General features: G+C 60.7%; 20 protein-coding genes. 7 read left to right on the top strand and 13 right to left on the bottom strand.

What is annotated here, in order from left to right; translation table 11 throughout:
* Window positions 1-36: 36 nt before the first annotated feature.
* The 6 genes from TX24_RS19750 to mreB form a co-directional block, all read right to left on the bottom strand.
* Window positions 37-3,852, bottom strand: coding sequence for a YhdP family protein (locus TX24_RS19750; RefSeq protein WP_003188563.1), 3,816 nt, complete (start codon window positions 3,850-3,852; stop codon window positions 37-39).
* Between the two features lie 78 nt (window positions 3,853-3,930).
* Complete coding sequence (gene rng, locus TX24_RS19745; protein WP_003188562.1) at window positions 3,931-5,388, bottom strand: ribonuclease G; 1,458 nt, start codon at window positions 5,386-5,388, stop codon at window positions 3,931-3,933.
* Between the two features lie 70 nt (window positions 5,389-5,458).
* Window positions 5,459-6,055 carry a Maf family protein gene (locus TX24_RS19740; protein WP_003188560.1) on the bottom strand — a complete coding sequence of 199 codons (597 nt, stop codon included), beginning with the start codon at window positions 6,053-6,055 and terminating at the stop codon, window positions 5,459-5,461.
* 51 nt (window positions 6,056-6,106) lie between these two features.
* Entirely contained in the window at window positions 6,107-6,595 is a 489-nt protein-coding gene (mreD, locus tag TX24_RS19735) for a rod shape-determining protein MreD (protein WP_003188558.1), read from the bottom strand.
* Window positions 6,595-7,683 (bottom strand): rod shape-determining protein MreC, encoded by a 1,089-nt coding sequence (gene mreC / locus TX24_RS19730; RefSeq protein WP_082628835.1) that lies wholly within the window; start codon window positions 7,681-7,683, stop codon window positions 6,595-6,597. The genes mreD and mreC overlap by 1 nt, the downstream gene beginning before the upstream one ends.
* A gap of 139 nt (window positions 7,684-7,822) precedes the next feature.
* Window positions 7,823-8,860, bottom strand: coding sequence for a rod shape-determining protein MreB (gene mreB, locus TX24_RS19725; protein WP_057710929.1), 1,038 nt, complete (start codon window positions 8,858-8,860; stop codon window positions 7,823-7,825).
* Window positions 8,861-9,070: 210 nt separating this feature from the next.
* Between mreB and gatC the strand changes: the two genes are divergently transcribed.
* The 6 genes from gatC to TX24_RS19695 all read left to right on the top strand — a co-directional run bounded on the left by gatC (window position 9,071) and on the right by TX24_RS19695 (window position 14,270).
* On the top strand, window positions 9,071-9,358 hold the full coding sequence (gene gatC, locus TX24_RS19720) for an Asp-tRNA(Asn)/Glu-tRNA(Gln) amidotransferase subunit GatC (RefSeq protein ID WP_003188556.1): 288 nt from the start codon (window positions 9,071-9,073) through the stop codon (window positions 9,356-9,358).
* A gap of 16 nt (window positions 9,359-9,374) precedes the next feature.
* Window positions 9,375-10,826 (top strand): Asp-tRNA(Asn)/Glu-tRNA(Gln) amidotransferase subunit GatA, encoded by a 1,452-nt coding sequence (gatA, locus tag TX24_RS19715; protein WP_047712591.1) that lies wholly within the window; start codon window positions 9,375-9,377, stop codon window positions 10,824-10,826.
* A 10-nt stretch (window positions 10,827-10,836) separates the two neighbouring features.
* Complete coding sequence (gene gatB / locus TX24_RS19710; RefSeq protein ID WP_003188551.1) at window positions 10,837-12,282, top strand: Asp-tRNA(Asn)/Glu-tRNA(Gln) amidotransferase subunit GatB; 1,446 nt, start codon at window positions 10,837-10,839, stop codon at window positions 12,280-12,282.
* Window positions 12,283-12,412: 130 nt separating this feature from the next.
* On the top strand, window positions 12,413-12,784 hold the full coding sequence (locus TX24_RS19705) for a septal ring lytic transglycosylase RlpA family protein (protein ID WP_057710928.1): 372 nt from the start codon (window positions 12,413-12,415) through the stop codon (window positions 12,782-12,784).
* 26 nt (window positions 12,785-12,810) lie between these two features.
* Window positions 12,811-13,890, top strand: a complete 1,080-nt coding sequence (locus tag TX24_RS19700; protein ID WP_057710927.1) for a calcium/sodium antiporter — start codon at window positions 12,811-12,813, stop codon at window positions 13,888-13,890.
* The gene (locus TX24_RS19695) at window positions 13,887-14,270 is read left to right on the top strand and encodes a carboxymuconolactone decarboxylase family protein (RefSeq protein ID WP_003188545.1); all 384 of its coding nucleotides are present in this window, start codon (window positions 13,887-13,889) and stop codon (window positions 14,268-14,270) included. The genes TX24_RS19700 and TX24_RS19695 overlap by 4 nt, the downstream gene beginning before the upstream one ends.
* A 109-nt stretch (window positions 14,271-14,379) precedes the next feature.
* Here the strand turns inward: TX24_RS19695 and TX24_RS19690 are convergent, their stop codons facing one another.
* The 5 genes from TX24_RS19690 to kdgD form a co-directional block, all read right to left on the bottom strand.
* Entirely contained in the window at window positions 14,380-15,321 is a 942-nt protein-coding gene (locus TX24_RS19690) for an AEC family transporter (protein ID WP_003188544.1), read from the bottom strand.
* A 199-nt stretch (window positions 15,322-15,520) separates the two neighbouring features.
* Window positions 15,521-17,074 carry a galactarate dehydratase gene (gene garD / locus TX24_RS19685; RefSeq protein WP_057710926.1) on the bottom strand — a complete coding sequence of 518 codons (1,554 nt, stop codon included), beginning with the start codon at window positions 17,072-17,074 and terminating at the stop codon, window positions 15,521-15,523.
* Between the two features lie 10 nt (window positions 17,075-17,084).
* Window positions 17,085-18,449 (bottom strand): MFS transporter, encoded by a 1,365-nt coding sequence (locus tag TX24_RS19680; RefSeq protein ID WP_003188541.1) that lies wholly within the window; start codon window positions 18,447-18,449, stop codon window positions 17,085-17,087.
* A 171-nt stretch (window positions 18,450-18,620) separates the two neighbouring features.
* Complete coding sequence (locus TX24_RS19675) at window positions 18,621-20,066, bottom strand: aldehyde dehydrogenase family protein (protein WP_057710925.1); 1,446 nt, start codon at window positions 20,064-20,066, stop codon at window positions 18,621-18,623.
* Window positions 20,067-20,120: 54 nt separating this feature from the next.
* A complete protein-coding gene (kdgD, locus tag TX24_RS19670) occupies window positions 20,121-21,032 on the bottom strand; it encodes a 5-dehydro-4-deoxyglucarate dehydratase (protein ID WP_003188537.1) in 912 nt (303 codons plus the stop codon).
* Window positions 21,033-21,265: 233 nt separating this feature from the next.
* On the opposite strand from kdgD, the gene TX24_RS19665 reads away from it, so the two are divergent.
* Window positions 21,266-22,423, top strand: a complete 1,158-nt coding sequence (locus tag TX24_RS19665; protein ID WP_057710924.1) for a hypothetical protein — start codon at window positions 21,266-21,268, stop codon at window positions 22,421-22,423.
* A gap of 141 nt (window positions 22,424-22,564) precedes the next feature.
* Here the strand turns inward: TX24_RS19665 and TX24_RS19660 are convergent, their stop codons facing one another.
* Together TX24_RS19660 and TX24_RS19655 are read right to left on the bottom strand one after the other, a co-directional pair.
* Window positions 22,565-23,314: a FadR/GntR family transcriptional regulator gene (locus tag TX24_RS19660; RefSeq protein WP_003188534.1), complete on the bottom strand. Its 750-nt coding sequence runs from the start codon at window positions 23,312-23,314 to the stop codon at window positions 22,565-22,567.
* Window positions 23,315-23,473: 159 nt separating this feature from the next.
* Window positions 23,474-23,893, bottom strand: coding sequence for a ClpXP protease specificity-enhancing factor (locus tag TX24_RS19655; protein WP_003188531.1), 420 nt, complete (start codon window positions 23,891-23,893; stop codon window positions 23,474-23,476).

Genomic DNA, 23,893 nt, shown 5'->3' with positions numbered 1-23,893 from the left:
CATACAGGGCATGGGGCCATGCTACTCCACAGGCTCTCAGTTTGGCTTTTCAAATGGCTTGTCGAAGGTGATTTTCGGATCCTTCCAAGGGCCCTGCACCTTGTATTGCACACTGGCAAAGCGCGAAACCCGGTCACCGATCAGCTTGTCGATCAAAAACAGCGCACCACCAATGGCCGGTGCACCGACAATCAGCGCCGCAATCGGCAGGTTGTTGGTCACAGGCAAGGTGACCAGCAACTTGGCGTCGACGCGATCGGCAACCAGATCCAGGGTGCCGTTAAGCTCAAGATTGGTGGAAGGCCCGGTCATGGTGATGGGCTCGCGGGTCACGAACACACCATTACTGGCGGCCAACAAGCCTTTGACCCGGTCATAACTCAAACCCTTGCCGAACAAGTCGGAAAAGTCCAAACGCAAACGCCGGCCAATGGAGTTGAAGTTAAGCAGGCCAAACACTCGCAATGCCTGGGCCCCGCCCTCCACTTCGACGAACTGACCTTTACGGAACGCAGCATCCAGGCTGCCGGAAAAGCGCTTGGGCCCGACCCAGGCCGGCGAACCCGGCCAGCGGCCATCCACGTCCAGATGAAAGTCTTCGCTGGTCACCGTAGGCGCAAAGCCCCAGCCCTTGAGCACGTCGGCAATGTTGCGGCCATCAAGGCGGCCCTTGTACCAACTGCTGCTGGCGCCTGGCGCACCTTCCCAACCCCCGGCGCCCTTGAGCAGCATGCCCTTGAGGCCCAGGTCGAGGTTATTGAAGGCCAGGCCCTTGGCGGTGGGGCGGATCCTCAGCGACCAGGCGCCGATCAGGTCCGAGCCCTGGAACAACTGGTCGACGGCAATATCCAGCGCCGGAATGCTTTTTGGGTCGATATCGGCCAGCGGGTCCGGCGCGTTTTCGTCCGCCTGCGCGGTCGGGTCTGGCGCAGGCAATTTCACATACTTGAGGTTGACCGCAATCGGCGCGCCTTTGGCGTCCGGCAGGTTCACCGCGCCCTTGGCTTGCTGGCTATCGAGTTGCAGGCCCCAGGCCGCTGGTTTGCGATCGAGCTGCAAGCTGACCTGGTCAAACTGGGTACCAAACCCGGTCAGCTTGCCCACTTTGAAGTCCGCACCGCTGAGCAGTTGCTTGGCATTGCCACCTGGATCATTGCCCGCGTAGCGATCCACAAGTTTCTTCCAGGGATCGATATCCAGTTCCGACAGCACGCCACGAATGCGCAGGCCCTTGGCCCCCGGCAGCACGGCATCACCATCGCCTAGGAACAGTTCGCCGCGGCCATCATTGAACTTGTCCGGCGGCGCAGCAAAGGTGAAGTTAGCCAGCTCGCCGTAATCAAACCAGTAACGGCGCTCAGCGCCCTGCAAAGTCATGCGAAAGGTGCTGTCACGTCCCTGGCTGGCCGGCATGCCGAACGGTGCCGGCAGGTCCACCGCGACACCCTTGAGGTTGGAATTGACCATTAACTGGCTGTCTGCGCCGTCGAGGATCACTTGCAACTGGTAGGGAATATCGCCGGAGACCGGCAACGGCTGGCTGATTTTCAACCAGTCCGTGAGGCGCTTGACGGTGACCTGACCATTGGCGGTCACGCGAGTGCTGATATTGCCCGGCTTGCCTTCGGCAAAAATCTGCGCCGTGATGGGGCGGTCGAACGCCTGGGCCGAAATCTTCTGCCCGCTCAGGCCCTTGGCGCTGTCGAAGCGAAAATCACCCTTGAGCTGGGTCAGTTCCAGGGGCGGTTCCGCCAATTGCAGGCGCGCCTTGTCGGTCTTGAAGTCCACCACGATCTTGGGCTCAGTGCCTTTGGCCAGCGGTACGTCCAGGTCCAGGCTACCTTGCAGGTCGCCCTCGCCTTTCCAACCGGCGAACGTAGACGCCGTGCCGATAGGGGCTTCTTGAAGGATCTTCAGGCCGTCGCCCAAACCGCCGGAGAACCCGCCCGTGAGCAGCAGATGACTGTCCCCGCCCGCTGGGGCGTGGGGGATATTGACGTAGACATCCTTGACCTGGGTGTCGAGCAACTGGCCCTTGCTCGCCAGGATGCGTACGCCGCTTTCCTCGACGAACACTTCACCATTGACCTTGTTCACATGAGGCCAGCCGGGCTGGAAGGCCAGTTCGGCATCATGCACCTTGAAGAACAGGCTGATATTGCGCGACGCCGGCAGCGCATTGTGGCTGAGCGAACCCTGGTACTGGAAGAAGCCTTCGTCCACCGCGCCCTTGAGGATCGCCGTGCGCAGCCATTCATCCAGCGCCGGGCTCAACACGGCCGGTAGGTATTTGGGAGTGAAACGGCCATCGCCATCGACCATGCCGACCCGCAGGTCCATGTAGTCTTCCTGGCTGTGGTCGAAATGCAGGCGAATCAGGAAGTCCGCCGCCACCTTGCCTTCCTCGCCCAGTACCTTGATATACGGGGCGATCAGGGTGAAGCCTTGCTTGTCCAGCTTCCAGGTCAGGCGCGCATTGGCCTGGATGTACTGCCAAGGTTTGGCGAAGATCGGATACAGATGCAAGGAAAAGTCCTTGCTGTCCATGCGCAACTCGCCCTGGCCCAGGTCGCCACTGATGCTGCCGGACACATTGCGTGCGGCCGGCGCGCCAAAGTAGGCATCGAAGCCGACACGCTCCAGGTTGGCGGCAAAACTGAGTTTGCGGTCAGTAGTGTCTTGTGGTCGGAAGTCCACCAGCACATTGCGTAACAGGCCGGTGGCTTTGAGGTGTTCGACGGCCTTGGCAAAGCCGTCCGGCAGCGGTGCCAAGGCGTTGAGCAGCGGTGTGATGGGAGTGAGGTCGAGACGATCGGCCTGCAACTTCCACACTTCCTGCTCCTTGTCGGTGGCCAGGCTTTGCTGCAATTGCAGACGCGACTCCCAACGGGTTTCGCCAATGTTCATCGCCAGGGAATCGAACAGCACCTTGAGGCCAGTGTCACTGCGCTGCAGGTAGGCGGTCAGGGCCAGGTTTTCAAGGTGTACCGGCTTACGGTCGGCGTAGCTGCCCTTCACTTGGGGCGAATTGAGGCGTACCGCCGCGCTTTGCACCGTACCCTTGGCCCAACTGAGCCACAACTCGCCGCCGGCCTTCAATTGCGTCAGCTTCCATTGCTGGGTCAGCCTCGCGGGAATCCACTTGGCCCAGTCGCTTTGCGGCAGGCTCAGGTAGGCATCGACCTCAGCGTCTTGCCACTGGCTGGCGCGAATGCGGCTACGCAGGCTGACGGCCAACGGTTGGCCATCGGGCAAGGTCAGGCGAGCGTCCAGACGCTGCTGGCTCATGCCGGTATGCAGGCTCAGGCCCACATAGGTCACGGTCACCGGCGCCTGATCGAAGGGTTGCAAGGTTACCTGGCTGTCCAGCACCGACACGCGCTTGACCATTTGCATGCGCGTCAGCAACTGTTGCGGGTCCAACGGTTGGTCGTCCTGTACCGGCAAGCCTTGCAGGGTCCAGCGGCCGTCCTGGTCTTCCTTGACACTCAGTTGCAGGCCACTGACTTGCAGATGAGCGATGCGCACTTCGCGGGCCAACAGGCTGGCCCATATATCCGGCACCACTTCCACCTGGTCCAGGCGCAAGGCACTGCTACCCTCGCCGACCATGACGTCGTGAGCCAGCAATACCGGGGCAAACCCGCTCCAGCGGCCTTCAAGGCTACCGATATGCAGCGGCGTCTCCAGCGCCGCCTGAGCCTTGGCTTCGACTTCGGCGCGGTATTCGGCCACCAGCGGGGTGAGTTCGCGCCCCAGGCTCACGTACACCGCTGCCAATACCAGCAACAAGGCGCACAGGCCCAGGCCCCAACGGGTCAAAGCGGCAAAAAAGCGTATCAGACGCTCCATGTCAGGCGACCCTCAAAAAACAGTTAGCGGACGGCAGATCAAGGTCTGCCGGTCTCGAAGAAAGTGCACAGCTGGGGATCAGAGCAACACCACGTCGTATTGTTCCTGTGAATACATGGTTTCGACCTGGAAGCGAATGGTGCGACCGATAAAACTTTCCAGTTCGGCGACGTTACCGGACTCTTCGTCCAGCAGGCGATCCACCACCTTCTGATTGGCAAGTACTCTATAACCTTCGGCCTGGTAGGCGCGTGCCTCGCGCAGGATCTCGCGGAAAATCTCGTAGCAAACCGTTTCCGGGGTCTTCAATTTGCCGCGGCCCTGGCAGCTGCTGCACGGTTCGCACAGTACCTGTTCAAGGCTTTCGCGCGTGCGCTTGCGGGTCATCTGCACCAGGCCCAGCTCGGTGATGCCGATGATGTTGGTCTTGGCGTGATCGCGTTCCAGTTGCTTCTCAAGCGTACGCAGCACCTGGCGCTGGTGCTCTTCATCTTCCATATCGATGAAGTCGATGATGATGATGCCGCCCAAGTTGCGCAGGCGCAGTTGGCGGGCAATAGCCGTGGCCGCTTCGAGATTGGTCTTGAAGATGGTTTCTTCAAGGTTGCGATGGCCCACGAATGCACCGGTATTGACGTCGATGGTGGTCATGGCTTCTGCCGGGTCTACCACCAGGTAGCCGCCGGACTTGAGTGGCACCTTGCGTTCCAGGGCTTTCTGGATTTCATCTTCAACGCCATACAGGTCGAATATCGGCCGCTCGCCGGGGTAGTGTTCCAGGCGATCGGCGATTTCTGGCATCAACTCGGCGACAAATTGCGTGGTGCGCTGAAAGGTTTCCCGCGAGTCGATGCGAATTTTCTCGATCTTCGGGCTGACCAGGTCGCGCAGCGTGCGCAGCGCCAGGCCGAGGTCTTCATAGATGACGCTGGGCGCGCCGATGGTCTTGATCTGTGCGTCGATCTGGTCCCACAGGCGCCGCAGGTAGCGAATATCCATGAGGATTTCATCCGCGCCAGCGCCTTCTGCGGCGGTGCGCAGGATAAACCCACCCGCTTCCTTGATGCCCTCGGCGGCGACGCAGTCGCTGACCACCTTCTTCAGGCGCTCGCGCTCGGCTTCATCTTCGATCTTCAGGGAAATGCCCACATGGGCGGTGCGCGGCATGTACACCAGGTAGCGCGAGGGAATCGACAGCTGGGTGGTCAAGCGGGCGCCCTTGGAACCGATAGGGTCCTTGGTGACTTGCACCACCAGGCTCTGGCCTTCGTGCACCAGGGCGCTGATGCTTTCCACCGCAGGGCCTTCGCGCAGGGAAATTTCCGAGGCATGGATAAACGCTGCACGGTCCAGGCCGATGTCGACGAAGGCCGCTTGCATGCCCGGCAATACGCGCACCACCTTGCCTTTGTAGATATTGCCGACGATCCCGCGCTTCTGGGTGCGCTCGACATGCACTTCTTGCAGAACACCGTTCTCTACCACCGCCACGCGCGATTCCATCGGCGTGATATTGATCAGAATCTCTTCACTCATGGCTGGGTCTCGTTCAGGCGTTTTCACAATAGTGACCGGTCGCTTAAGGCTTGGCGCTGGAATACGGCGTTCAGCACACGGTAAGGTTTTGCCAACAGGGTATGCCGAATTGGGCGAGCAGTTGCGCGGTTTCGCAGACTGGCAGGCCCACCACGGCGGAATAACTGCCATTAAGCCCGGCCACAAACACCGAACCCAGCCCTTGGATAGCATAGCCGCCAGCCTTGTCCTGCGGTTCGCCACTGTGCCAGTAGGTGGTAGCCTCCTGCACAGAAACCTCGCGGAAACGTACACGGCTGCTGACACATCGGGTTTCACATTGCTGGCCGTCGGTCAGGGCAATGGCGGTAAGCACTTCATGCTCGCGGCCGGAAAGGGCCATCAGCATGGCCAGTGCATCAGCCTGGTCCACCGGTTTGCCCAGGATCCGCCCGTCGACAATCACCGCCGTGTCGGCCCCTAGCACGCAGGTGTTTGAGGTGTGGCCAAGCGCAACAAAACCCGCCGTCGCCTTGCCCCGCGCAAGGCGCTCGACATAGGCAACGGCAGGTTCGTTGTTAAGGGGCGTTTCATCAATAGCGGCGCTGACCAGGGTAAAGGGCACACCGATCTGGACCAGCAGTTCACGTCGCCGCGGGGAGCCCGAGGCCAGATAAAGCGAATTCATTGCAGCCTCTCCCTGTGGGGTTCGATAACCAGGCAGAGCCTCGCAATCCATTCAATTGATTTTATAGCGACGACGCAGCCCACGCAGGCCAAAACTGATCCAGGGCCACAACAAGGCGCTGACCAGCGCCGGCAAGACCAGCGCCAGGGTCGGCTGGCGGTTGCCAGTCAACGCGCTGAGCCACAGTTGCACCAACTGCGCCAGGCCGAAGATCACCAGGATCACCAAACACTGCTGCCACATCGGGAACATGCGCAAGCGCTGTTGCAACGACAGCACCAGAAAGGTAATCAGGGTGAGGATCAACGCGTTCTGGCCCAGCAAGGTGCCATACAGCACATCTTCGGCCAACCCCAGGCACATCGCCGTGACCATGCCCACCTTGTGCGGCAGGTTCAATGACCAGAACGCCAGCAACAAGGCCAGCCAGAGCGGGCGCAGGATTTCCATAAACTGCGGCAGCGGCGAAACGCTGAGCAGCAAGCCGATGGCGAAGGTCAGCCAGACGATCCAGCCATTGCGTGAATGAGTACCGGCCATTATTGCTCCCTCTGCCGTGTGGTGGTCGGAGCGGTGCTCGGCGCAGTGGCCGGGGGTTTGGCTACAGCCGGCTTAGCCGGGCGCGCGTTGTGCGCTGCCGGTTGAGCGGGCGTTGCCGCCGGTGCCGGTGCAGTTGTTGCCGCAGGGGCAGGCGGACCGACGAAAGCCGGTTTCGGCACCGTGGCCGGCACGATAGGCGCGGTACCATTCTGCTGGTCTTCCGCTTCCTGGGCCTGGGCGGCGTCGTTGGCGCGCTCTTCCGGGGTGCGGTTGTCGCTGAACACCAACAGCAGGTAACGGCTGCGGTTCAGCGCGGCAGTCGGTACCGCCCGAACGATAGCGAACGGCTGGCCGGAATCGTGGATCACTTCCTTGACCGTCGCCACCGGATAACCCGCCGGGAAGCGCTGGCCCAGGCCAGAACTGACCAGCAGGTCACCTTCCTTGATATCCGCAGTGTCGGCCACATGGCGCAGTTCCAGACGCTCCGGGTTACCGGTGCCGCTGGCAATCGCGCGCAAGCCGTTACGGTTGACCTGTACCGGGATGCTATGGGTAGTGTCCGTCAGCAACAGCACCCGCGAGGTGTAGGGCATCAACTCCACCACCTGGCCCATCAGGCCACGGGCGTCGAGCACCGGCTGTCCAAGCACCACACCGTCGCGCTCACCCTTGTTGATGATGATGCGGTGGGTAAAGGGGTTGGGGTCCATGCCGATCAGTTCGGCCACTTCGACCTTTTCGTTGACCAGCGCGGAAGAATTGAGCAACTCGCGCAGCCGAACGTTCTGCTCGGTGAGGGCCGCCAGCTTTTGCATGCGCCCCTGCAACAGCAGGTTTTCAGTCTTGAGTTTTTCGTTCTCGGCGACCAGTTCGGTGCGGCTGCCAAATTGGCTGGACACACCCTGGAATAGACGTTGCGGCAGGTCGGTGATCCAGTAGGTCTGCATCAACACCAGCGACATCTGGCTACGCACCGGCTTGAGCAGTGCAAAGCGGGCATCGACCACCATCAGCGCGACCGAAAGCACGGTCAGCACCAATAAGCGCACACCCAATGAGGGGCCTTTGGCGAAAAGCGGTTTAATAAGCCGCTCCTCCCAGGCAAATGTTCTCTTTATTCATACGGCATCAAACCGGCCTGGATGCAGATTGAAGAAGATAAACGCCAACAGGCAGCACTGCAAAGTGCTGCCTGCCGACGAAGCATGAACCATCCAGGCAATCTTATTCGCTGGAGAGCAGGTCCATGGTGTGTTTATCCATCATTTCCAGCGCACGACCACCGCCACGGGCAACACAGGTCAGCGGGTCTTCGGCGACGATCACCGGCAGGCCGGTTTCCTGGGCCAGCAACTTGTCGAGGTCGCGCAGCAAGGCGCCACCACCGGTCAGTACCAGGCCACACTCGGCGATATCGGAAGCCAGCTCCGGCGGCGATTGCTCCAGGGCGCTTTTCACCGCCTGAACTATGGTGGCCAGGGACTCTTGCAGAGCCTCCAGCACTTCATTGGAGTTCAGGGTGAAGGCACGTGGAACGCCTTCGGCCAGGTTGCGACCGCGCACATCGACTTCGCGCACTTCACCGCCTGGGTAAGCGGTGCCGATTTCCTGCTTGATGCGCTCGGCGGTGGATTCGCCGATCAGGCTGCCGTAGTTACGACGCACATACGTGATGATCGCTTCGTCGAAACGGTCACCGCCCACGCGTACGGATTCGGCATACACCACACCGTTCAGGGAAATCAGGGCGATTTCGGTGGTACCACCACCGATATCCACCACCATCGAACCGCGTGCTTCCTCAACCGGCAGGCCGGCACCGATCGCAGCGGCCATCGGTTCTTCGATCAGGAAGACTTCACGGGCACCGGCGCCAAGGGCCGATTCACGGATGGCGCGACGCTCAACCTGGGTGGACTTGCACGGAACGCAGATCAGCACGCGAGGGCTGGGCTGCAGAAAACTGTTTTCGTGAACCTTGTTGATGAAGTACTGCAGCATCTTTTCGCAGACGCTGAAATCGGCGATCACGCCATCCTTCATCGGACGAATGGCAGCAATATTGCCTGGTGTACGGCCGAGCATGCGCTTGGCCTCGGTGCCAACGGCAACGACACTTTTCTGATTACCATGGGTCCGAATGGCCACAACCGATGGCTCATTCAGAACGATACCGCGCTCGCGCACGTAAATAAGGGTGTTGGCAGTGCCCAGGTCAATGGAGAGATCGCTGGAAAACATGCCACGCAGTTTCTTGAACATGGGGAAAGGACCCTAGGCAACGCGTGGGTAAAAAAGTGCGGCAAACTCTAACAACGACAGGGATTTTGGGCAAGGCGCCAATGTGCTAAATTGGCCGACTTTCTGTGCACCAACCCCCACAATCGCGGCCTTATGACCGTAGAAATGCGGTAGTGTTCCGACAATCTAACACACGGACGCCCTCCGTTCTGTTTTCCACTGGAGAATCCCATGGCGCTTGAACGCTCCGACGTGGAAAAAATCGCACATTTGGCCTCGCTTGGCCTTAATGATGCCGATCTTCCACAGACCACCGCAGCCCTGAACAGCATTCTCGGGCTGGTCGACCAAATGCAAGCCGTGAATACCGACGGCATCGAGCCCCTGGCTCACCCACTGGAAGCCAGCCAGCGCCTGCGCGCAGACGTCGTGACCGAACGCAATAATCGCGAGGCCTACCAGTCCATCGCGCCAGCGGTCGAAAACGGCCTGTACCTGGTTCCGAAAGTCATCGACTAAAGGGAAAGAGCCTTTCATGCATCACATGACTCTGGCCGAGATCGCCCGCGGTCTCGCCGACAAATCGTTTTCCAGCGAAGAGCTGACCCAGACCTTGCTGGCGCGTATCGCCGCGCTCGATCCGAAGGTCAACAGCTTCATCAGCCTCACCGAGGAGCTGGCCCTGAGCCAGGCCAAGGCCGCCGACGCCCGTCGCGCCAACGGTGAGAACGGCGCGCTGCTTGGCGCACCGATCGCCCACAAGGACCTGTTCTGCACCCAGGGCATTCGCACCAGCTGCGGCTCGAAGATGCTCGACAACTTCAAGGCGCCCTACGACGCCACTGTGGTCGCCAAGCTGGCCGCTGCCGGTGCCGTGACCCTGGGCAAGACCAACATGGACGAATTCGCCATGGGCTCGGCCAACGAGTCGAGCTACTACGGCGCGGTGAAAAACCCGTGGAACCTGGAACACGTGCCGGGTGGTTCGTCCGGTGGTTCGGCGGCGGCCGTGGCCGCGCGCTTCCTGCCCGCCGCTACCGCCACCGACACTGGCGGTTCGATCCGCCAGCCAGCGGCCTTCACCAACCTCACCGGCCTGAAGCCGACCTACGGTCGTGTGTCTCGCTGGGGCATGATTGCCTATGCGTCCAGCCTCGATCAGGGCGGCCCGTTGGCACGCACCGCTGAAGACTGCGCAATATTGTTACAAGGCATGGCAGGCTTCGATAAACAGGACTCCACCAGCATCGACGAGCCCGTGCCGGACTACAGCGCCAGCCTGAACACCTCGATCAAGGGCCTGCGCATCGGCGTGCCGAAGGAATACTTCAGCGCCGGCCTCGACCCGCGTATCGCCGATCTGGTGCAAAACAGCATCAAAGAGCTGGAAAAACTTGGCGCCGTGATCAAGGAAATCAGCCTGCCGAACAACCAGCATGCGATTCCCGCCTACTACGTGATCGCGCCAGCAGAGGCGTCTTCCAACCTGTCGCGTTTCGACGGCGTGCGCTTCGGCTATCGCTGCGAAAACCCGAAAGACCTCACCGACCTGTACAAACGCTCCCGTGGCGAAGGCTTCGGCAGTGAAGTGCAGCGCCGGATCATGGTCGGCGCCTACGCCCTGTCGGCCGGCTACTACGACGCGTACTACCTCAAGGCGCAAAAAATCCGTCGCCTGATCAAGAACGACTTCATGGCCGCCTTTGAAGAAGTCGATGTGATCCTCGGCCCGACCGCGCCGAACCTGGCGTGGAAGATCGGCGCCAAGACCGGCGACCCGATCGCCGAGTACCTGGAAGACCTCTACACCATCACCGCCAACCTCGCGGGCTTGCCGGGCTTGTCCATGCCCGCAGGTTTCGTCGATGGCCTGCCGGTGGGCGTACAATTGCTCGCCCCGTATTTCCAGGAAGGCCGCCTGCTCAATGTGGCGCACCAGTACCAGTTGAACACCGACTGGCACACCCGCACCCCTACCGGCTTCTGAGGAGAACACTATGCAATGGGAAGTTGTGATCGGGCTGGAGATTCATACCCAGCTCGCCACCCAATCGAAGATTTTCTCCGGTAGCGCCACCACGTTCGGCTCTGAGCCCAATACCCAGGCCAGCCTGGTAGACCTGGGCATGCCCGGCGTGCTGCCGGTGCTGAACCAGGAAGCGGTGCGCATGGCGGTGATGTTCGGCCTGGCGATTGACGCCGAGATCGGCCAGCACAACGTGTTTGCGCGCAAGAACTACTTCTACCCGGACCTGCCCAAGGGCTACCAGATCAGCCAGATGGAACTGCCGATTGTCGGCAAGGGCCACCTGGACATTCCCCTGGAAGACGGCACCATCAAGCGTGTCGGCGTCACCCGTGCGCACCTGGAAGAAGACGCCGGCAAAAGCCTGCACGAAGAATTCCCGGGCGCGACCGGTATCGACCTGAACCGTGCCGGCACGCCGCTGCTGGAGATCGTGTCCGAGCCGGACATGCGCAGCGCCAAGGAAGCCGTGGCCTACGTCAAGACCATCCACGCGCTGGTGCGCTACCTGGGCATCTGCGACGGCAACATGGCCGAAGGCTCGCTGCGTTGCGACTGCAACGTGTCAATCCGCCCCAAGGGTCAGGTTGAGTTCGGCACCCGCTGCGAGATCAAGAACGTCAACTCGTTCCGCTTCATCGAGAAGGCGATCAACAGCGAAGTGCGTCGCCAGATCGAGCTGATCGAAGACGGCGGCAAGGTGATCCAGCAAACGCGCCTGTACGACCCGAACAAAGACGAAACCCGCGCCATGCGCAGCAAGGAGGAAGCCAACGACTACCGCTACTTCCCCGACCCGGACCTGTTGCCGGTGGTGCTGGAGGATTCCTTCCTCAATGACATCCGCGCCACCCTGCCGGAACTGCCGCAGCAAAAACGCGAACGCTTCCAGGAACAGTTCGGCCTGTCGGTCTACGATGCCAGCGTATTGGCTTCCAGCCGCGAACAAGCCAACTACTTCGAAAAAGTCGTGAGCATTGCCGGCGACGCCAAGCTGGCGGCCAACTGGGTGATGGTCGAACTGGGCAGCCTGTTGAACAAACAGGGCCTGGAAATCGACGAAGCGCCGGTCACCGCCGAACAACTGGGTGGCATGCTGCTGCGCATCAAGGACAACACCATCTCCGGCAAAATTGCCAAGACTGTGTTCGAAGCGATGGCCGCCGGTGAAGGCAGTGCCGACGAGATCATCGAAAAGCGTGGCCTCAAGCAAGTCACCGACAGCGGCGCCATCTCGGCCGTACTCGATGAAATGCTCGCGGCCAATGCCGAGCAGGTCGAGCAATACCGCGCGGCAGACGAAGCCAAGCGCGGCAAGATGTTCGGCTTCTTTGTCGGCCAGGCGATGAAAGCCTCCAAGGGCAAAGCCAACCCGCAACAGGTGAACGAACTGCTCAAAAGCAAGCTCGAAGGCTGATCCATGATCGTTCCCACGCTCTGCGTGGGAACGTCTCACGGGACGCTCCGCGTCCGCTTTTGTGACGCGTAGCGTCACCAGCTGCATTCCCACGCAGAGCGTGGGAACGATCCAACGGGGACATCTTGAAATGAAGCGTCTACTCGGCCTCCTGGCCTTGTCCTCCCTGCTGGCCGGTTGCACCAGCGGCCTCATCGACCCCAACGGCTACGACGAAACCGGCACCGCGTCCTATTACGGCGCCAAGCACCATGGCAAGAGAACTGCCAGCGGTGAACCTTTCAACCAGAACGCCTTGACCGCCGCCCATCGGCGCCTGCCCTTCGGCACCCAGGTCAAGGTGACCAACCTCGACAACAACCGTTCTGTCGTGGTGCGTATCAATGATCGCGGCCCGCATACCCGTGGCCGCCTGATCGACCTTTCACGCAAGGCTGCCGAGCAACTGCGCATGCTGAGCAGCGGTACCGCGCGGGTTCGCGTGCAAGCCCTGAACAACTGATCGAGGCAGCCTTGAGCATTTTCGGATTGAACGCCCTATCGCCCTGGAGCCTGCTCGAACTGGTGGGCGGCCTGATCTTGCTGATCGTCGGCGCTGAAATCCTGGTGCGCGCTGCGGTGCGCCTGGCGGCCAGCCTCAAGGTGCGGCCACTGATCATCGGCTTGAGCATCGTCGCCTTCGGCAGCAGTGCGCCACAGATGACCGTCAGCCTGCAGGCCACGCTGGCTGGCAACACGGACATTGCCGTAGGCAGCGTCATCGGCAGCAGCATCTTCAATATCCTCGTGACCCTGGGCTTGTCCGCACTGATCATTCCACTGCGAGTCTCGCGGCAGCTGGTGCGCGTGGATATCCCGGTGATGATCGTCGCCGGCCTGCTGGTGTTTATCCTGGCCGCCAATGAAATGCTGACGCCCTTCGATGGCGCCGTGCTGCTGGTGGCGCTGCTGGCTTACCTGGGCGTATTGCATTACCAGACACGCCACTCCCGCCGCCCGCGCACCCTCGACACCGTGGCCAAAGCGCCATGGCTGAGCAGTGTGCTGCTGATGCTCGGCGGCTTGCTGGTGCTGGTGCTGGCCGGGCATTTGTTGCTCGGCGCAGCGGTTGAGGTGGCGGGCGATCTCGGATTATCGGAGCGCGTCATCGGCCTCACGTTGATCGGCGTCGGCACCTCGCTGCCGTGCCTGGCCACGTCGCTGATCGCCGCCTTGCGTGGCGAACGGGAGATCGCCGTGGGCAACGTGATCGGCAGCAACCTGTTCAACCTGCTCGGCGTGCTGGGTTTTACCGCCCTGGTGGCGCCGACACCGCTGTCGGTATCGCCCAACGCCCTGGACTTCGATTTACCGGTGATGCTCGGCGCCATCATCCTGTGCCTGCCGGTGTTCTATACCGGCTACCGGGTAACACGCATCGAAGGGGTGGTGCTGCTGGGGCTGTACCTGGCCTACGGCCTGCATGTGATGGCGTTCACCACCGGCATGCCGCTGGCCAACAAGCTTGAACAATTGATGCTGTATTACGTCCTGCCGGCGTTAGGCGCTCTGCTGTTATTCACCTCACTGCGCGCCTGGCACCGCCAACACAAGAGGGAATCGCAATGACCGATCAGAAAAAGCCAGGGGTTGAAGTGCGTCGCCAAGTCATGGGCGATGCGTTCGTCGACCGCGCCCTGGGCAATGCAACGGCGTTCACCCAACCGCTGCAGGACTTCGTCAATGAGCACGCATGGGGCAGCGTCTGGAACCGCGAAGGCTTGCCACTCAAGACCCGCAGCCTGATCACCCTCGCCGCCCTCACCGCCCTCAAGTGCTCGCAGGAACTCAAGGGGCATGTGCGCGGTGCGCTGAATAATGGCTGTACGGTTGAAGAGATTCGCGAAGCGCTGCTGCATTGCGCGGTGTATGCCGGGGTGCCGGCGGCGATTGATGCATTTCGGGCGGCGCAGGAAGTGATTGAGGCGTATCAGGCCGATCAGCAGTGACTGCCAGATAGCTATCGCAGGCAAGCCAGCTCCCACATGTGGATGTGTGAATACCTTCAAGTGTGGGAGCTGGCTTGCCTGCGATGGGGCCTTAAGCTGCCCGCCTATTTCAGATCCAACCACCCGCCTGCAACACAAAAATCCCGATATTCGTGGTCACCGCCGCCATCAGCGTGGTGATCACGATAATCGCCGCCGCCAGTTCATGATTCCCTTCCGCCGCCCGAGCCATCACAAAGCTCGCGGCCGCAGTCGGCGCGCCGAAATACAGGAACAGAATCCCCAACTCCGGCCCTCGGAACCCCAGCAACCACGCGCCCAGAGTCGCGATCACCGGGAGCCAGATCATCTTCATCAGGCTTGCGCTCAACGCCATGTTGCCGCTCTTGCGCAACGCGGCCATGGACAAGGTGCCGCCGATGCAAATCAACGCCAACGGCAGCGTGGTGTCGGACAGGTACTGCAAGGATTTCTCAAGCCAGCCGGGCACGCCGATCTGGAAGTACGCGAACGGCGTGGCGACGATCACGCTGATAATCAGCGGGTTGGCCAATACACTTTTGAAGATGCTCCACGGGTCGGACTTGATCACCGGGCTATACACCGCCAGCACAATGGTCGACAGCGTGTTGTAAAAGAGGATCACCAGCGCGGCGAGGATCGCGCCCAGGGATATGCCGTAGTCGCCGTACATACTGGCCGCCAGCGCCAGGCCGATGACCCCGTTATTGCCACGAAACGCACCCTGGGCGTAGATGCCTCGGTCTTCGCGCTTGCAACGAAAGATCGCCCAGCCCCAGGCCATGGCAAAGCTCACCAAGGTGGCGACGCAAAAGTAGATCAGCAGCCCCGGTTTGAGCGCCGAGTGCAGGTCGGCATGCAGAATGCCCAGGAACAGCAGCGCCGGCATGGCAACGTTGAACACCAGGGACGATGCGGTGTGGATAAAGTTGTCGTTGATCCAATTGATGCGCTTTAGAAACACGCCCAGGAACAGCATGGCAAACACCGGCGCGGTGATGGTGAGGGTGGTGAGGAAGATTGCCAGCATGCCGGGGAGAACCTTGGTGGGCGTCGTTAGTTGGCTAATGATAAGCCAGTACGAGCGGGTTCGTGTGGGCAACGCACTTCAAATGTAGGAGCGAGCTTGCTCGCGAAAAACTCCCAGGCGCCGCGTTCATTCAGTTAACACGCGTTATCGTTGACGTTTTTCGCGAGCAAGCTCGCTCCTACAGGGTTAGCGCCTGGTTTCAGGTAATCGGCGCCGGGTTGAACAGCGTGATGTCGTTATGCAGCTTGTGCCGCTCTGCCCAGGTCTGCTTCTTGCCGCTGGCCACATCCAGATAGAAGTGGAACAGCTCCCACCCCAGCTCCTCGATGCTCGCGCGCCCCGTGGCAATGCGCCCGGCGTCGATATCGATCAGGTCCGGCCAACGCTGGGCCAGCTCGGTGCGGGTGGAGACCTTCACCACCGGTGCCATCGCCAGCCCGTACGGCGTGCCGCGCCCGGTGGTGAACACGTGCAGGTTCATCCCCGCCGCCAGTTGCAAGGTGCCGCAGACAAAATCACTGGCCGGTGTGGCGCAGAAGATCAGGCCCTTTTCCTTGAAGCGTTCCCCAGGGCCAAGCACACCGTTGATCGCACTGCTGCCGGATTTGACAATGGAGCCCAACGACTTCTCGACAATATTCGACAGCCCGCCCTTCTTGTTACCCGGCGTAGTATTGGCGCTACGGTCCGCCTCGCCCTTGGCCAGGTAACGGTCGTACCAGTCCATTTCCCTGACCAGCTCGCGGGCGACGTCTTCGTTTTGCGCGCGTGAAGTCAGCAGGTAAATCGCATCGCGCACTTCAGTCACTTCGGAAAACATCACCGTCGCGCCGGCGCGCAGCAATAGGTCCGAGGCATAGCCCAGCGCCGGGTTGGCAGTGATCCCGGAAAACGCATCGCTGCCGCCGCACTGCATGCCCAGGATCAACTCGGAGGCCGGCACGGTTTCGCGGCGACGCTGGTCGAGTTTTTTCAAGCGCACGTCGGCCAGGGCCATGATCTGCTCGATCATTTCGGTAAAGCCGTGGCTGGAATCCTGCAGGCGATACAGCCACGGCTCGCTCAGGTCTACAGAACTGTCGTTGTCGTGCATCACCTGGCCGGCCTGGAGCTTTTCGCAGCCCAGGCTGATCACCAAGGCTTCGCCGCCCAGGTTGGGGTTGCGCGCCAGGTTGCGCACGGTGCGGATGGGGATGTAGGCATCCGTCGCCGTAATCGCCACGCCGCAGCCATAGCTGTGGGTCAGCGCCACCACGTCATCGACATGCGGGTAGTTGGGCAGCAACTCGTCCTTGATGCGCTTGACCGCATGGTCCAGCACGCCCGTGACGCATTGCACGGTAGTGGTAATGCCGAGGATATTGCGCGTGCCCACGGTGCCGTCCGCATTGCGATAGCCCTCGAAGGTAAACCCCTCCAGGGGTGCCTGGGTTTCAGGCACCTCGGTGGACAGCGGCAAGCTGTCCAGCGGCGGTGCGGTGGGCATGCGCAACTGGTCCTCCTGCACCCAACTGCCGCGGGGAATCGGCGCCAGGGCATAACCGATGATCTGGCCGTAGCGAATAATCTGGCCGCCCTCGGGGATGTCTTCCAGGGTCACCTTGTGGCTCTGCGGGATGAAATCCACGGTGACCAGGCCGTCGGGAAACTCGGTACCGGCGGGCACCCCTTGATCGTTCACCACGATTACCACATTGTCGCGCTCGTGCAAACGGATCGAGCGCGGCGAGTCGGCATGTTCAATCAACTGCATCACACGAACCTCAGGAATGCGCTTGAGAAAGGTTGGTCAACTCAGGGCCCTGGGTAGGCGGCTCCTTGAGCACCACACGCTTGATCGGGCCGACAATCACCAGGTAACTGAACACCGCCACCAGCGCGTTGGCGCCAACGAACACCAGGGCCCATTTGAACGAGCCGGTGGTGCTGATGATGTAGCCAATCACAATCGGCGTGGTGATCGACGCCAGGTTACCGAAGGTGTTGAACAAGCCGCCACTGAGCCCGGCGATTTGTTTCGGTGAGGTGTCGGACACCACCGCCCAACCCAGTGCGCCAACGCCTTTGCCGAAGAAGGCCAAGGCCATGAAGCCCACCACCATCCATTCGATGTCTACGTAATTGCAGGCCACGATGCTGCTGGAAATCAGCAGGCCACCGATGATCGGCGCCTTGCGCGCGAAGGTCAGCGAATGGCCTTTGCGCAGCAGGTAGTCGGAAATCACCCCACCGAGCACCCCGCCGATAAAGCCGCAGATCGCCGGTAACGAGGCAATGAAGCCGGCCTTGAGGATGGTCATGCCACGCTCCTGCACCAGGTACACCGGAAACCAGGTCAGAAAGAAGTAGGTGATGCCGTTGATGCAGTACTGGCCCAGGTAGACACCGAGCATCATGCGGTTGGTCAGGAGCTGGCGGATGTAATCCCACTTCGGCCCGTCGGTTTTCTTGCCCTTGCCCTTGTCCTGATCCATGTCGACCATCGCGCCATTGGCGGCGATGTGATTGAACTCGGCCTCGTTGATCATCGGATGCTGGCGCGGGCTGTGGATAACTTTCAGCCAGATCAGCGAGAACACAATGCCGATCACGCCCATCACAATAAACACGTGCTGCCAGCCGAAGCGATAGACGATCCAGCCCATCAAGGGCGCGAACAGCACCGTGGCGAAGTACTGGGCCGAGTTGAAGATCGCCGACGCAGTGCCGCGTTCAGCCGTAGGAAACCACGCCGCAACAATACGGGCATTTCCCGGAAACGACGGTGCCTCGGCCAAGCCCACCATGAAGCGCAGCATGAACAGCGCGACCACCGCAGTGGAGACGCCAAACTCACCGACGTAGCCTTGCAGCACGGTGAACAGCGACCAGGTGAAGATGCTCAGGGCATAGACTTTTTTCGAGCCGAAACGGTCAAGCAGCCAGCCACCGGGGATTTGCCCGGCCACATAGGCCCAACCGAACGCAGAGAAGATATAACCGAGGGTGACCGCGTCGATACCGAGGTCTTTTTGCAGGCTGGAGCCGGCGATAGCGATGGTGGCCCGGTCGGCGTAGTTGATCGTGGTCACCAGGAACAGCATGAGCAGGATCAAATAGCGGACATGGGTCGGCTTGGTCGCTTGCATGTAGAAGTACTCCCACTAATTATTTTTTTTGCGGGTGATGATTTTTTGTTTTTCCTGTGGGAGCCGGGCTTGCCCGCGATGCAGGCACCTCGGTGTGTCAGCTAGACCGAGGTGATGCTATCGCAGGCAAGCCAGCTCCCACATAAGGCCGGTGCCACAGGGTGCTGCGTGTTACGAACCGATGTAGCTGGTTTTCACCACGGTGTAGAACTCTTGCGCATAGCGACCTTGCTCACGCGAACCGTAGGATGAGCCCTTACGGCCACCAAATGGAACGTGGTAATCCACCCCCGCCGTCGGCAGGTTGACCATCACCATCCCGGCCTGGGAGTGGCGCTTGAAGTGGTTGGCATATTTGAGCGAGGTGGTGGCGATGCCGGCCGACAAGCCGAACTCGGTGTCATTGGCCATGGCCAGCGCGGCCTCGTAGTCGGCCACGCGCACCACGTTGGCCACCGGGCCGAAGATCTCTTCACGGCTGATGCGCATCGCCGCTTCACTGTCAGCAAACAGTGTGGGCGCCAGGTAATAGCCTTCGGTGTCGCAGGTGACCAGGCCGCCACCGCTCACCAGCCGGGCGCCTTCGCTCTGGCCGATGTCGATGTATTTCATGTCCTGATCCAACTGGGCCTGGGACACCACCGGGCCAATGTCGGTGCCGCTATTCAACGCGTGGCCGACCTTGATCGACTTCATGCGCTCGGCCATGGCGGCGACGAACTGGTCGTGAATCCCGGCAGTAACAATCAAACGGCTCGAGGCGGTGCAACGCTGGCCGGTGGAGTAAAACGCACTCTGGACCGACAGCTCGACAGCTTGTTTGAGGTCGGCATCGTCGAGAATGATCTGCGGGTTCTTGCCACCCATTTCCAACTGCACCTTGGCCTGGCGCGAGACACAGCTGACGGCGATCTGACGCCCAACGCCCACAGACCCGGTGAAACTGATGCCATCGACTTTCGGGCTGTTGACCAGCACGTCGCCGACCACACGGCCACTGCCCATCACCAGGTTGAACACACCGGCAGGGAAGCCGGCGCGGGAGATGATCTCCGCCAAGGCCCAGGCACAGCCCGGCACCAGTTCGGCAGGCTTGATCACCACGCAGTTGCCGTAGGCCAGGGCCGGGGCGATTTTCCACGCGGGGATGGCAATCGGGAAGTTCCACGGAGTGATCAGGCCCACCACACCGAGGGCTTCGCGGGTCACTTCAACGTTGACGCCCGGACGCACCGACGGCACGTAATCGCCCGACAGGCGCAGGCATTCACCGGCGAAGAATTTGAAGATATTGCCGGCACGGGTCACTTCGCCAATGGCTTCAGGCAGGGTCTTGCCCTCTTCCCGCGCCAGCAAAGTACCCAGCTCTTCACGACGGGCGAGGATTTCGCTGCCGACTTTATCCAACGCATCGTGACGCGCCTGGATACCGGAGGTGGACCACGCCGGGAACGCGGCGCGGGCAGCGTCGATGGCCGCGTTGACTTGGGCCACGTCGGCTTTGGCGTATTCGCCAATGGCGTCGGACACATCCGACGGGTTGATATTGGTGCAGTAGTCGGCGCCGGTTACCCATTGGCCATTGATGTAGTTTTCAAAACGCTTTGCTTGGGACACGAATCTTCTCCTGACGCAAAAGGCCGCTGATTGCTCAGCGGCCTTGTGGATAATTTATTGCGCGCCTTGCTTGTCGATCAGCGCAGCAAGGGCTTCGTATTCTTCCGGCAGCAGGTCGGTCAGTGGCGTGCGCACGGGGCCGGCGTCATAACCGACGATTTTCGCACCGGCCTTGACGATGCTCACCGCGTAACCGGCTTTGCGGTTACGGATATCCAGGTACGGCAGGAAGAAGTCGTCGATGATCTTGCCAACGGTGGCGTGATCTTCGCGGGCAATGGCGTGGTAGAAATCCATCGCGGTCTTAGGGATGAAGTTGAACACCGCCGAGGAGTACACCGGCACGCCCAGGGCCTTGTAGGCTGCGGCGTAAACCTCTGCAGTCGGCAAACCACCGAGGTAACTGAAACGGTCGCCCAGGCGACGGCGGATCGACACCATCAACTCGATATCACCCAGGCCATCCTTGTAGCCGATCAGGTTCGGGCAGCGCTCGGCCAGACGCTCCAACAGCGGTGCGGTCAGGCGGCAGACGTTGCGGTTGTACACCACCACGCCGATCTTGACCGACTTGCACACGGCTTCAACGTGGGCGGCAACCCCGTCCTGGCTGGCTTCGGTGAGGTAGTGCGGCAGCAGCAGCAAACCTTTGGCGCCGAGGCGTTCGGCCTCTTGGGCGTACTCGATGGCCTGGCGGGTGGCACCGCCTACACCGGCCAGGATCGGCACGCTGGACGCACAGGTATCCACGGCGGTTTTCACCACCTGGGAATATTCGCTGGCCGCCAGGGAGAAAAACTCACCTGTGCCACCCGCGGCGAACAAGGCGCTGGCGCCATAAGGGGCCAGCCATTCCAGGCGCTTGATGTAACCCGCCTGGTGGAAATCACCCTGGGCGTTGAAATCGGTCACTGGGAAAGACAGCAGACCGTGGGAGAGGATGGACTTCAGTTCTTGTGGATTCATTATTCGAACACCCTGGGCGAAGACTTTCTTACGAAAGGTTGTTGTTGGTTTTGATGATGTCGTACGTCATCGTACAACTATAAATAAATTCGTCAACTGCAATTCATCCGGCGTAATCCAACGAGGGCTTAAGACGCGGCTCTTGACGTAGGAAATTTCTCACCTATGATTCAGGTGACTGTATATGCATACAGTTATCACGGAAGATTCCTACGACATAGCAAGGAGCTAACATGTCAGGTCTTGAACTCGCAGCACCCGAAAAAACTCCGCCTACCCTGCGCTTCGAAGGCGGTGAACACACCGCCATCGGCGATGACACCCTGCTTCGCTTCAGCAAGGACGCCTCGGCCATTCCTGCGCGCCAAGTCGAACTGCACCTGCCCAACGGGCTTGCGCTGACCTATGGCCAAGTGATCGCCCTGGGCGGCGACTTCTATGGCATCCCCGGCCAACCGATCAGCGATGGCAATTCTCCGACCGAGCGCGTGCAACGCTTCACCGCGGCGTTCAATTCTCTCGCCGTGTTGCCTGCTTCACGGGAAGAAGCGCAGAAGATCCTGGCGGTGATGCAAAAGGAGATCAACGCCGTCAACCAGGCGATCAAGGACGGCAAACAACCTCATGAAGCCTATGACGCCCTGGGAGATACGTTGTCCGAGGAGTGGAATCGCATAACCGGCGGCGGCAGTGCTGTTTCGGCCCTCGTACCGTTGGGCCGCTACCTGAAGCTGGCAGCGGACAACGCCGACCACTTCGGTGAATGGGCCCTGTCCGCCTATTTGGCCGGTCACGCAGCGGCTCTGCAACAGGCCGTGGTGGCTCATCAGACCGGCACCGACCAGGCCCTGGAATTGGCTTACGCCATGAACAGCTTTGCCGATCACTTTTTGACCGACCTGTTTTCCGCCGGCCACCTGCGGGTACCGCGCAAACAACTGGCGGCAGTGGTGACGCCAGGAGAACTCGGCTCGCTGATCAGCCGCTTCATGCACGATGAAGACAGTAAATTCGGGCTCAAGGTGCGCAATGCCATGGGCGCTCAGTGGCATGCCTACGGCGACAAGCGCTACTTCGACAGCATCGACGCCGACAATCGCGTGCAGGTCAAAGGGGCCGTACAGGCCTCGGCCGATGAGATCTTCGAAACCTTCATCAGCGGCATCGCGCCCTCCCCAGCTGAGTTCAAGGCACCGCTGTATGTGCCCGACCTGAACGCCGCGCAAAACCCGGCGAATAACTTCTCGCCGCTGTTCAAGATGGAGGGGGACAAGGTGCTGCGGCGCAAGGACGTCAATGATTTGAACGACAAGCACTGGACTAATGATTGGTGGGGGTGGAGCACGTACTTGCTGCTTAAGGACTACAAGCCAAACCAACCCGCCAACTAACGGCTGGCATGATCGTTCCCACGCTCTGCGTGGGAATACAGCCTATGACGCTCCGCGTCACCCTGCGAGGGCTTGAGAAATTCACGCGCATCGGGACGCGGAGCGTCCATAGAGGCGTTACCACGCAGAGCGTGGGAACGATCAGCCCCGCTGTGCCTCTGCCTCTTCATGGGCATGACGCAGCCGCTCACGGCTGTTGGTCAAATGCAGGCGCATGGCCGCACGTGCCGCATCCGAATCCTGGCGGGCAATCGCCTCATAGATTTCTTCGTGTTCGCGGCTCAAGCGGCTCATGTAGTGCTGTTGATCATCATGGGCCAGGCGCGCCGAATTCAGGCGGGTACGCGGAATGATGCTGGTGCCCAGGTGGGTCATGATGTCGGTGAAGTAGCGGTTACCGGTAGACAGTGCAATTTCCAGATGAAAGGCAAAATCCGACGCCACCGCATCGCCAGCGTGGGCCGCACTTTCATTCAAGGCATCGAGGGCCGCGCGCATGGCCGCCAGTTGCTCATCGCTGCGGCGCAAGGCAGCAAGGCCCGCAGACTCCACTTCCAGGCTGATACGCAACTCCAGAATCGCCAGCACATCACGCAAGGTCACCACGGTGGCAGGGTCTATGCGAAAACCGCTGGGGCTTGGCGTGTCCAGCACGAAGGTGCCGATACCGTGGCGAGTCTCGACCTGCCCCGCCGCTTGCAGGCGCGAGATGGCTTCACGCACCACCGTCCGACTGACGCCGTGGGCATCCATGATCGCCGACTCGGTGGGCAACTTGTCGCCGCGTTTGAGCTGGCCATCGCGGATCTGCTCGGACAACACCGTGACCAATTCCTGGGCAAGGCTGCGGCGCTTGCGGGGAAGACGTGGGGCGGCGCTGGCGTTTTCCATGATGAACCATCTTTCTCGACGAACTGAAGACCGCATCATAGCCCATGGTGGTTGTACGATCACCGTTCTGGCGCGACTTTCATCCATATCCTTCACGCAAAAAAAATGCCCCGACAGCTGTCGAGGCATTTTTCAGACGGGTCTGTAAGCGAAATCCGCCTACTTCACCACTTTCAAGCTTGGCCGACCGCTAGGGCGCGGCGGCTCGGCATCCGGTGGCGGTACATCATCACCGTCTTCGCCTTCAATCGTTTCGTCATCCTCTAAAGGCGACTCCAGATCGAACACCATGCCCTGGCCATTTTCCCGGGCGTAGATCCCGAGGATGGCACCGATGGGCACGAACAGCGTATGGGGCACACCGCCGAAACGCCCTTCGAAGCTCACCGCTTCGTTGTCCATGTGCAGGTGGCGCACGGCACTGGGCGATACGTTCAGCACAATTTGCCCGTCACTGGCAAAACCCTGGGGTACCTGAACCGCAGGAAATTCGGAATTGACCAGCATGTGCGGGGTGCAATCGTTGTCCACAATCCACTCATAGAGCGCGCGGACCAGGTAAGGTCGACTGGAGTTCAT

Source organism: Pseudomonas lactis (assembly GCF_001439845.1).
Classification (GTDB): domain Bacteria; phylum Pseudomonadota; class Gammaproteobacteria; order Pseudomonadales; family Pseudomonadaceae; genus Aquipseudomonas; species Aquipseudomonas lactis.
The sequence above is the reverse complement of the archived record's forward strand: the minus strand, read 5'-3'. Positions and strand labels throughout refer to the sequence as shown.

Bases quoted from the DNA above. Each gene is read 5' to 3' on its own strand.
- TX24_RS19750 (WP_003188563.1), bottom strand. From the start codon at position 3,852: ATGGAGCGTCTGATACGCTTTTTTGCCGCTTTGACCCGTTGGGGCCTG.
- rng (WP_003188562.1), bottom strand. From the start codon at position 5,388: ATGAGTGAAGAGATTCTGATCAATATCACGCCGATGGAATCGCGCGTG.
- TX24_RS19740 (WP_003188560.1), bottom strand. From the start codon at position 6,055: ATGAATTCGCTTTATCTGGCCTCGGGCTCCCCGCGGCGACGTGAACTG.
- mreD (WP_003188558.1), bottom strand. From the start codon at position 6,595: ATGGCCGGTACTCATTCACGCAATGGCTGGATCGTCTGGCTGACCTTC.
- mreB (WP_057710929.1), bottom strand. From the start codon at position 8,860: ATGTTCAAGAAACTGCGTGGCATGTTTTCCAGCGATCTCTCCATTGAC.
- gatC (WP_003188556.1), top strand. From the start codon at position 9,071: ATGGCGCTTGAACGCTCCGACGTGGAAAAAATCGCACATTTGGCCTCG.
- gatA (WP_047712591.1), top strand. From the start codon at position 9,375: ATGCATCACATGACTCTGGCCGAGATCGCCCGCGGTCTCGCCGACAAA.
- gatB (WP_003188551.1), top strand. From the start codon at position 10,837: ATGCAATGGGAAGTTGTGATCGGGCTGGAGATTCATACCCAGCTCGCC.
- TX24_RS19705 (WP_057710928.1), top strand. From the start codon at position 12,413: ATGAAGCGTCTACTCGGCCTCCTGGCCTTGTCCTCCCTGCTGGCCGGT.
- TX24_RS19695 (WP_003188545.1), top strand. From the start codon at position 13,887: ATGACCGATCAGAAAAAGCCAGGGGTTGAAGTGCGTCGCCAAGTCATG.
- TX24_RS19690 (WP_003188544.1), bottom strand. From the start codon at position 15,321: ATGCTGGCAATCTTCCTCACCACCCTCACCATCACCGCGCCGGTGTTT.
- garD (WP_057710926.1), bottom strand. From the start codon at position 17,074: ATGCAGTTGATTGAACATGCCGACTCGCCGCGCTCGATCCGTTTGCAC.
- TX24_RS19680 (WP_003188541.1), bottom strand. From the start codon at position 18,449: ATGCAAGCGACCAAGCCGACCCATGTCCGCTATTTGATCCTGCTCATG.
- kdgD (WP_003188537.1), bottom strand. From the start codon at position 21,032: ATGAATCCACAAGAACTGAAGTCCATCCTCTCCCACGGTCTGCTGTCT.
- TX24_RS19665 (WP_057710924.1), top strand. From the start codon at position 21,266: ATGTCAGGTCTTGAACTCGCAGCACCCGAAAAAACTCCGCCTACCCTG.
- TX24_RS19660 (WP_003188534.1), bottom strand. From the start codon at position 23,314: ATGGAAAACGCCAGCGCCGCCCCACGTCTTCCCCGCAAGCGCCGCAGC.
- TX24_RS19655 (WP_003188531.1), bottom strand. From the start codon at position 23,893: ATGAACTCCAGTCGACCTTACCTGGTCCGCGCGCTCTATGAGTGGATT.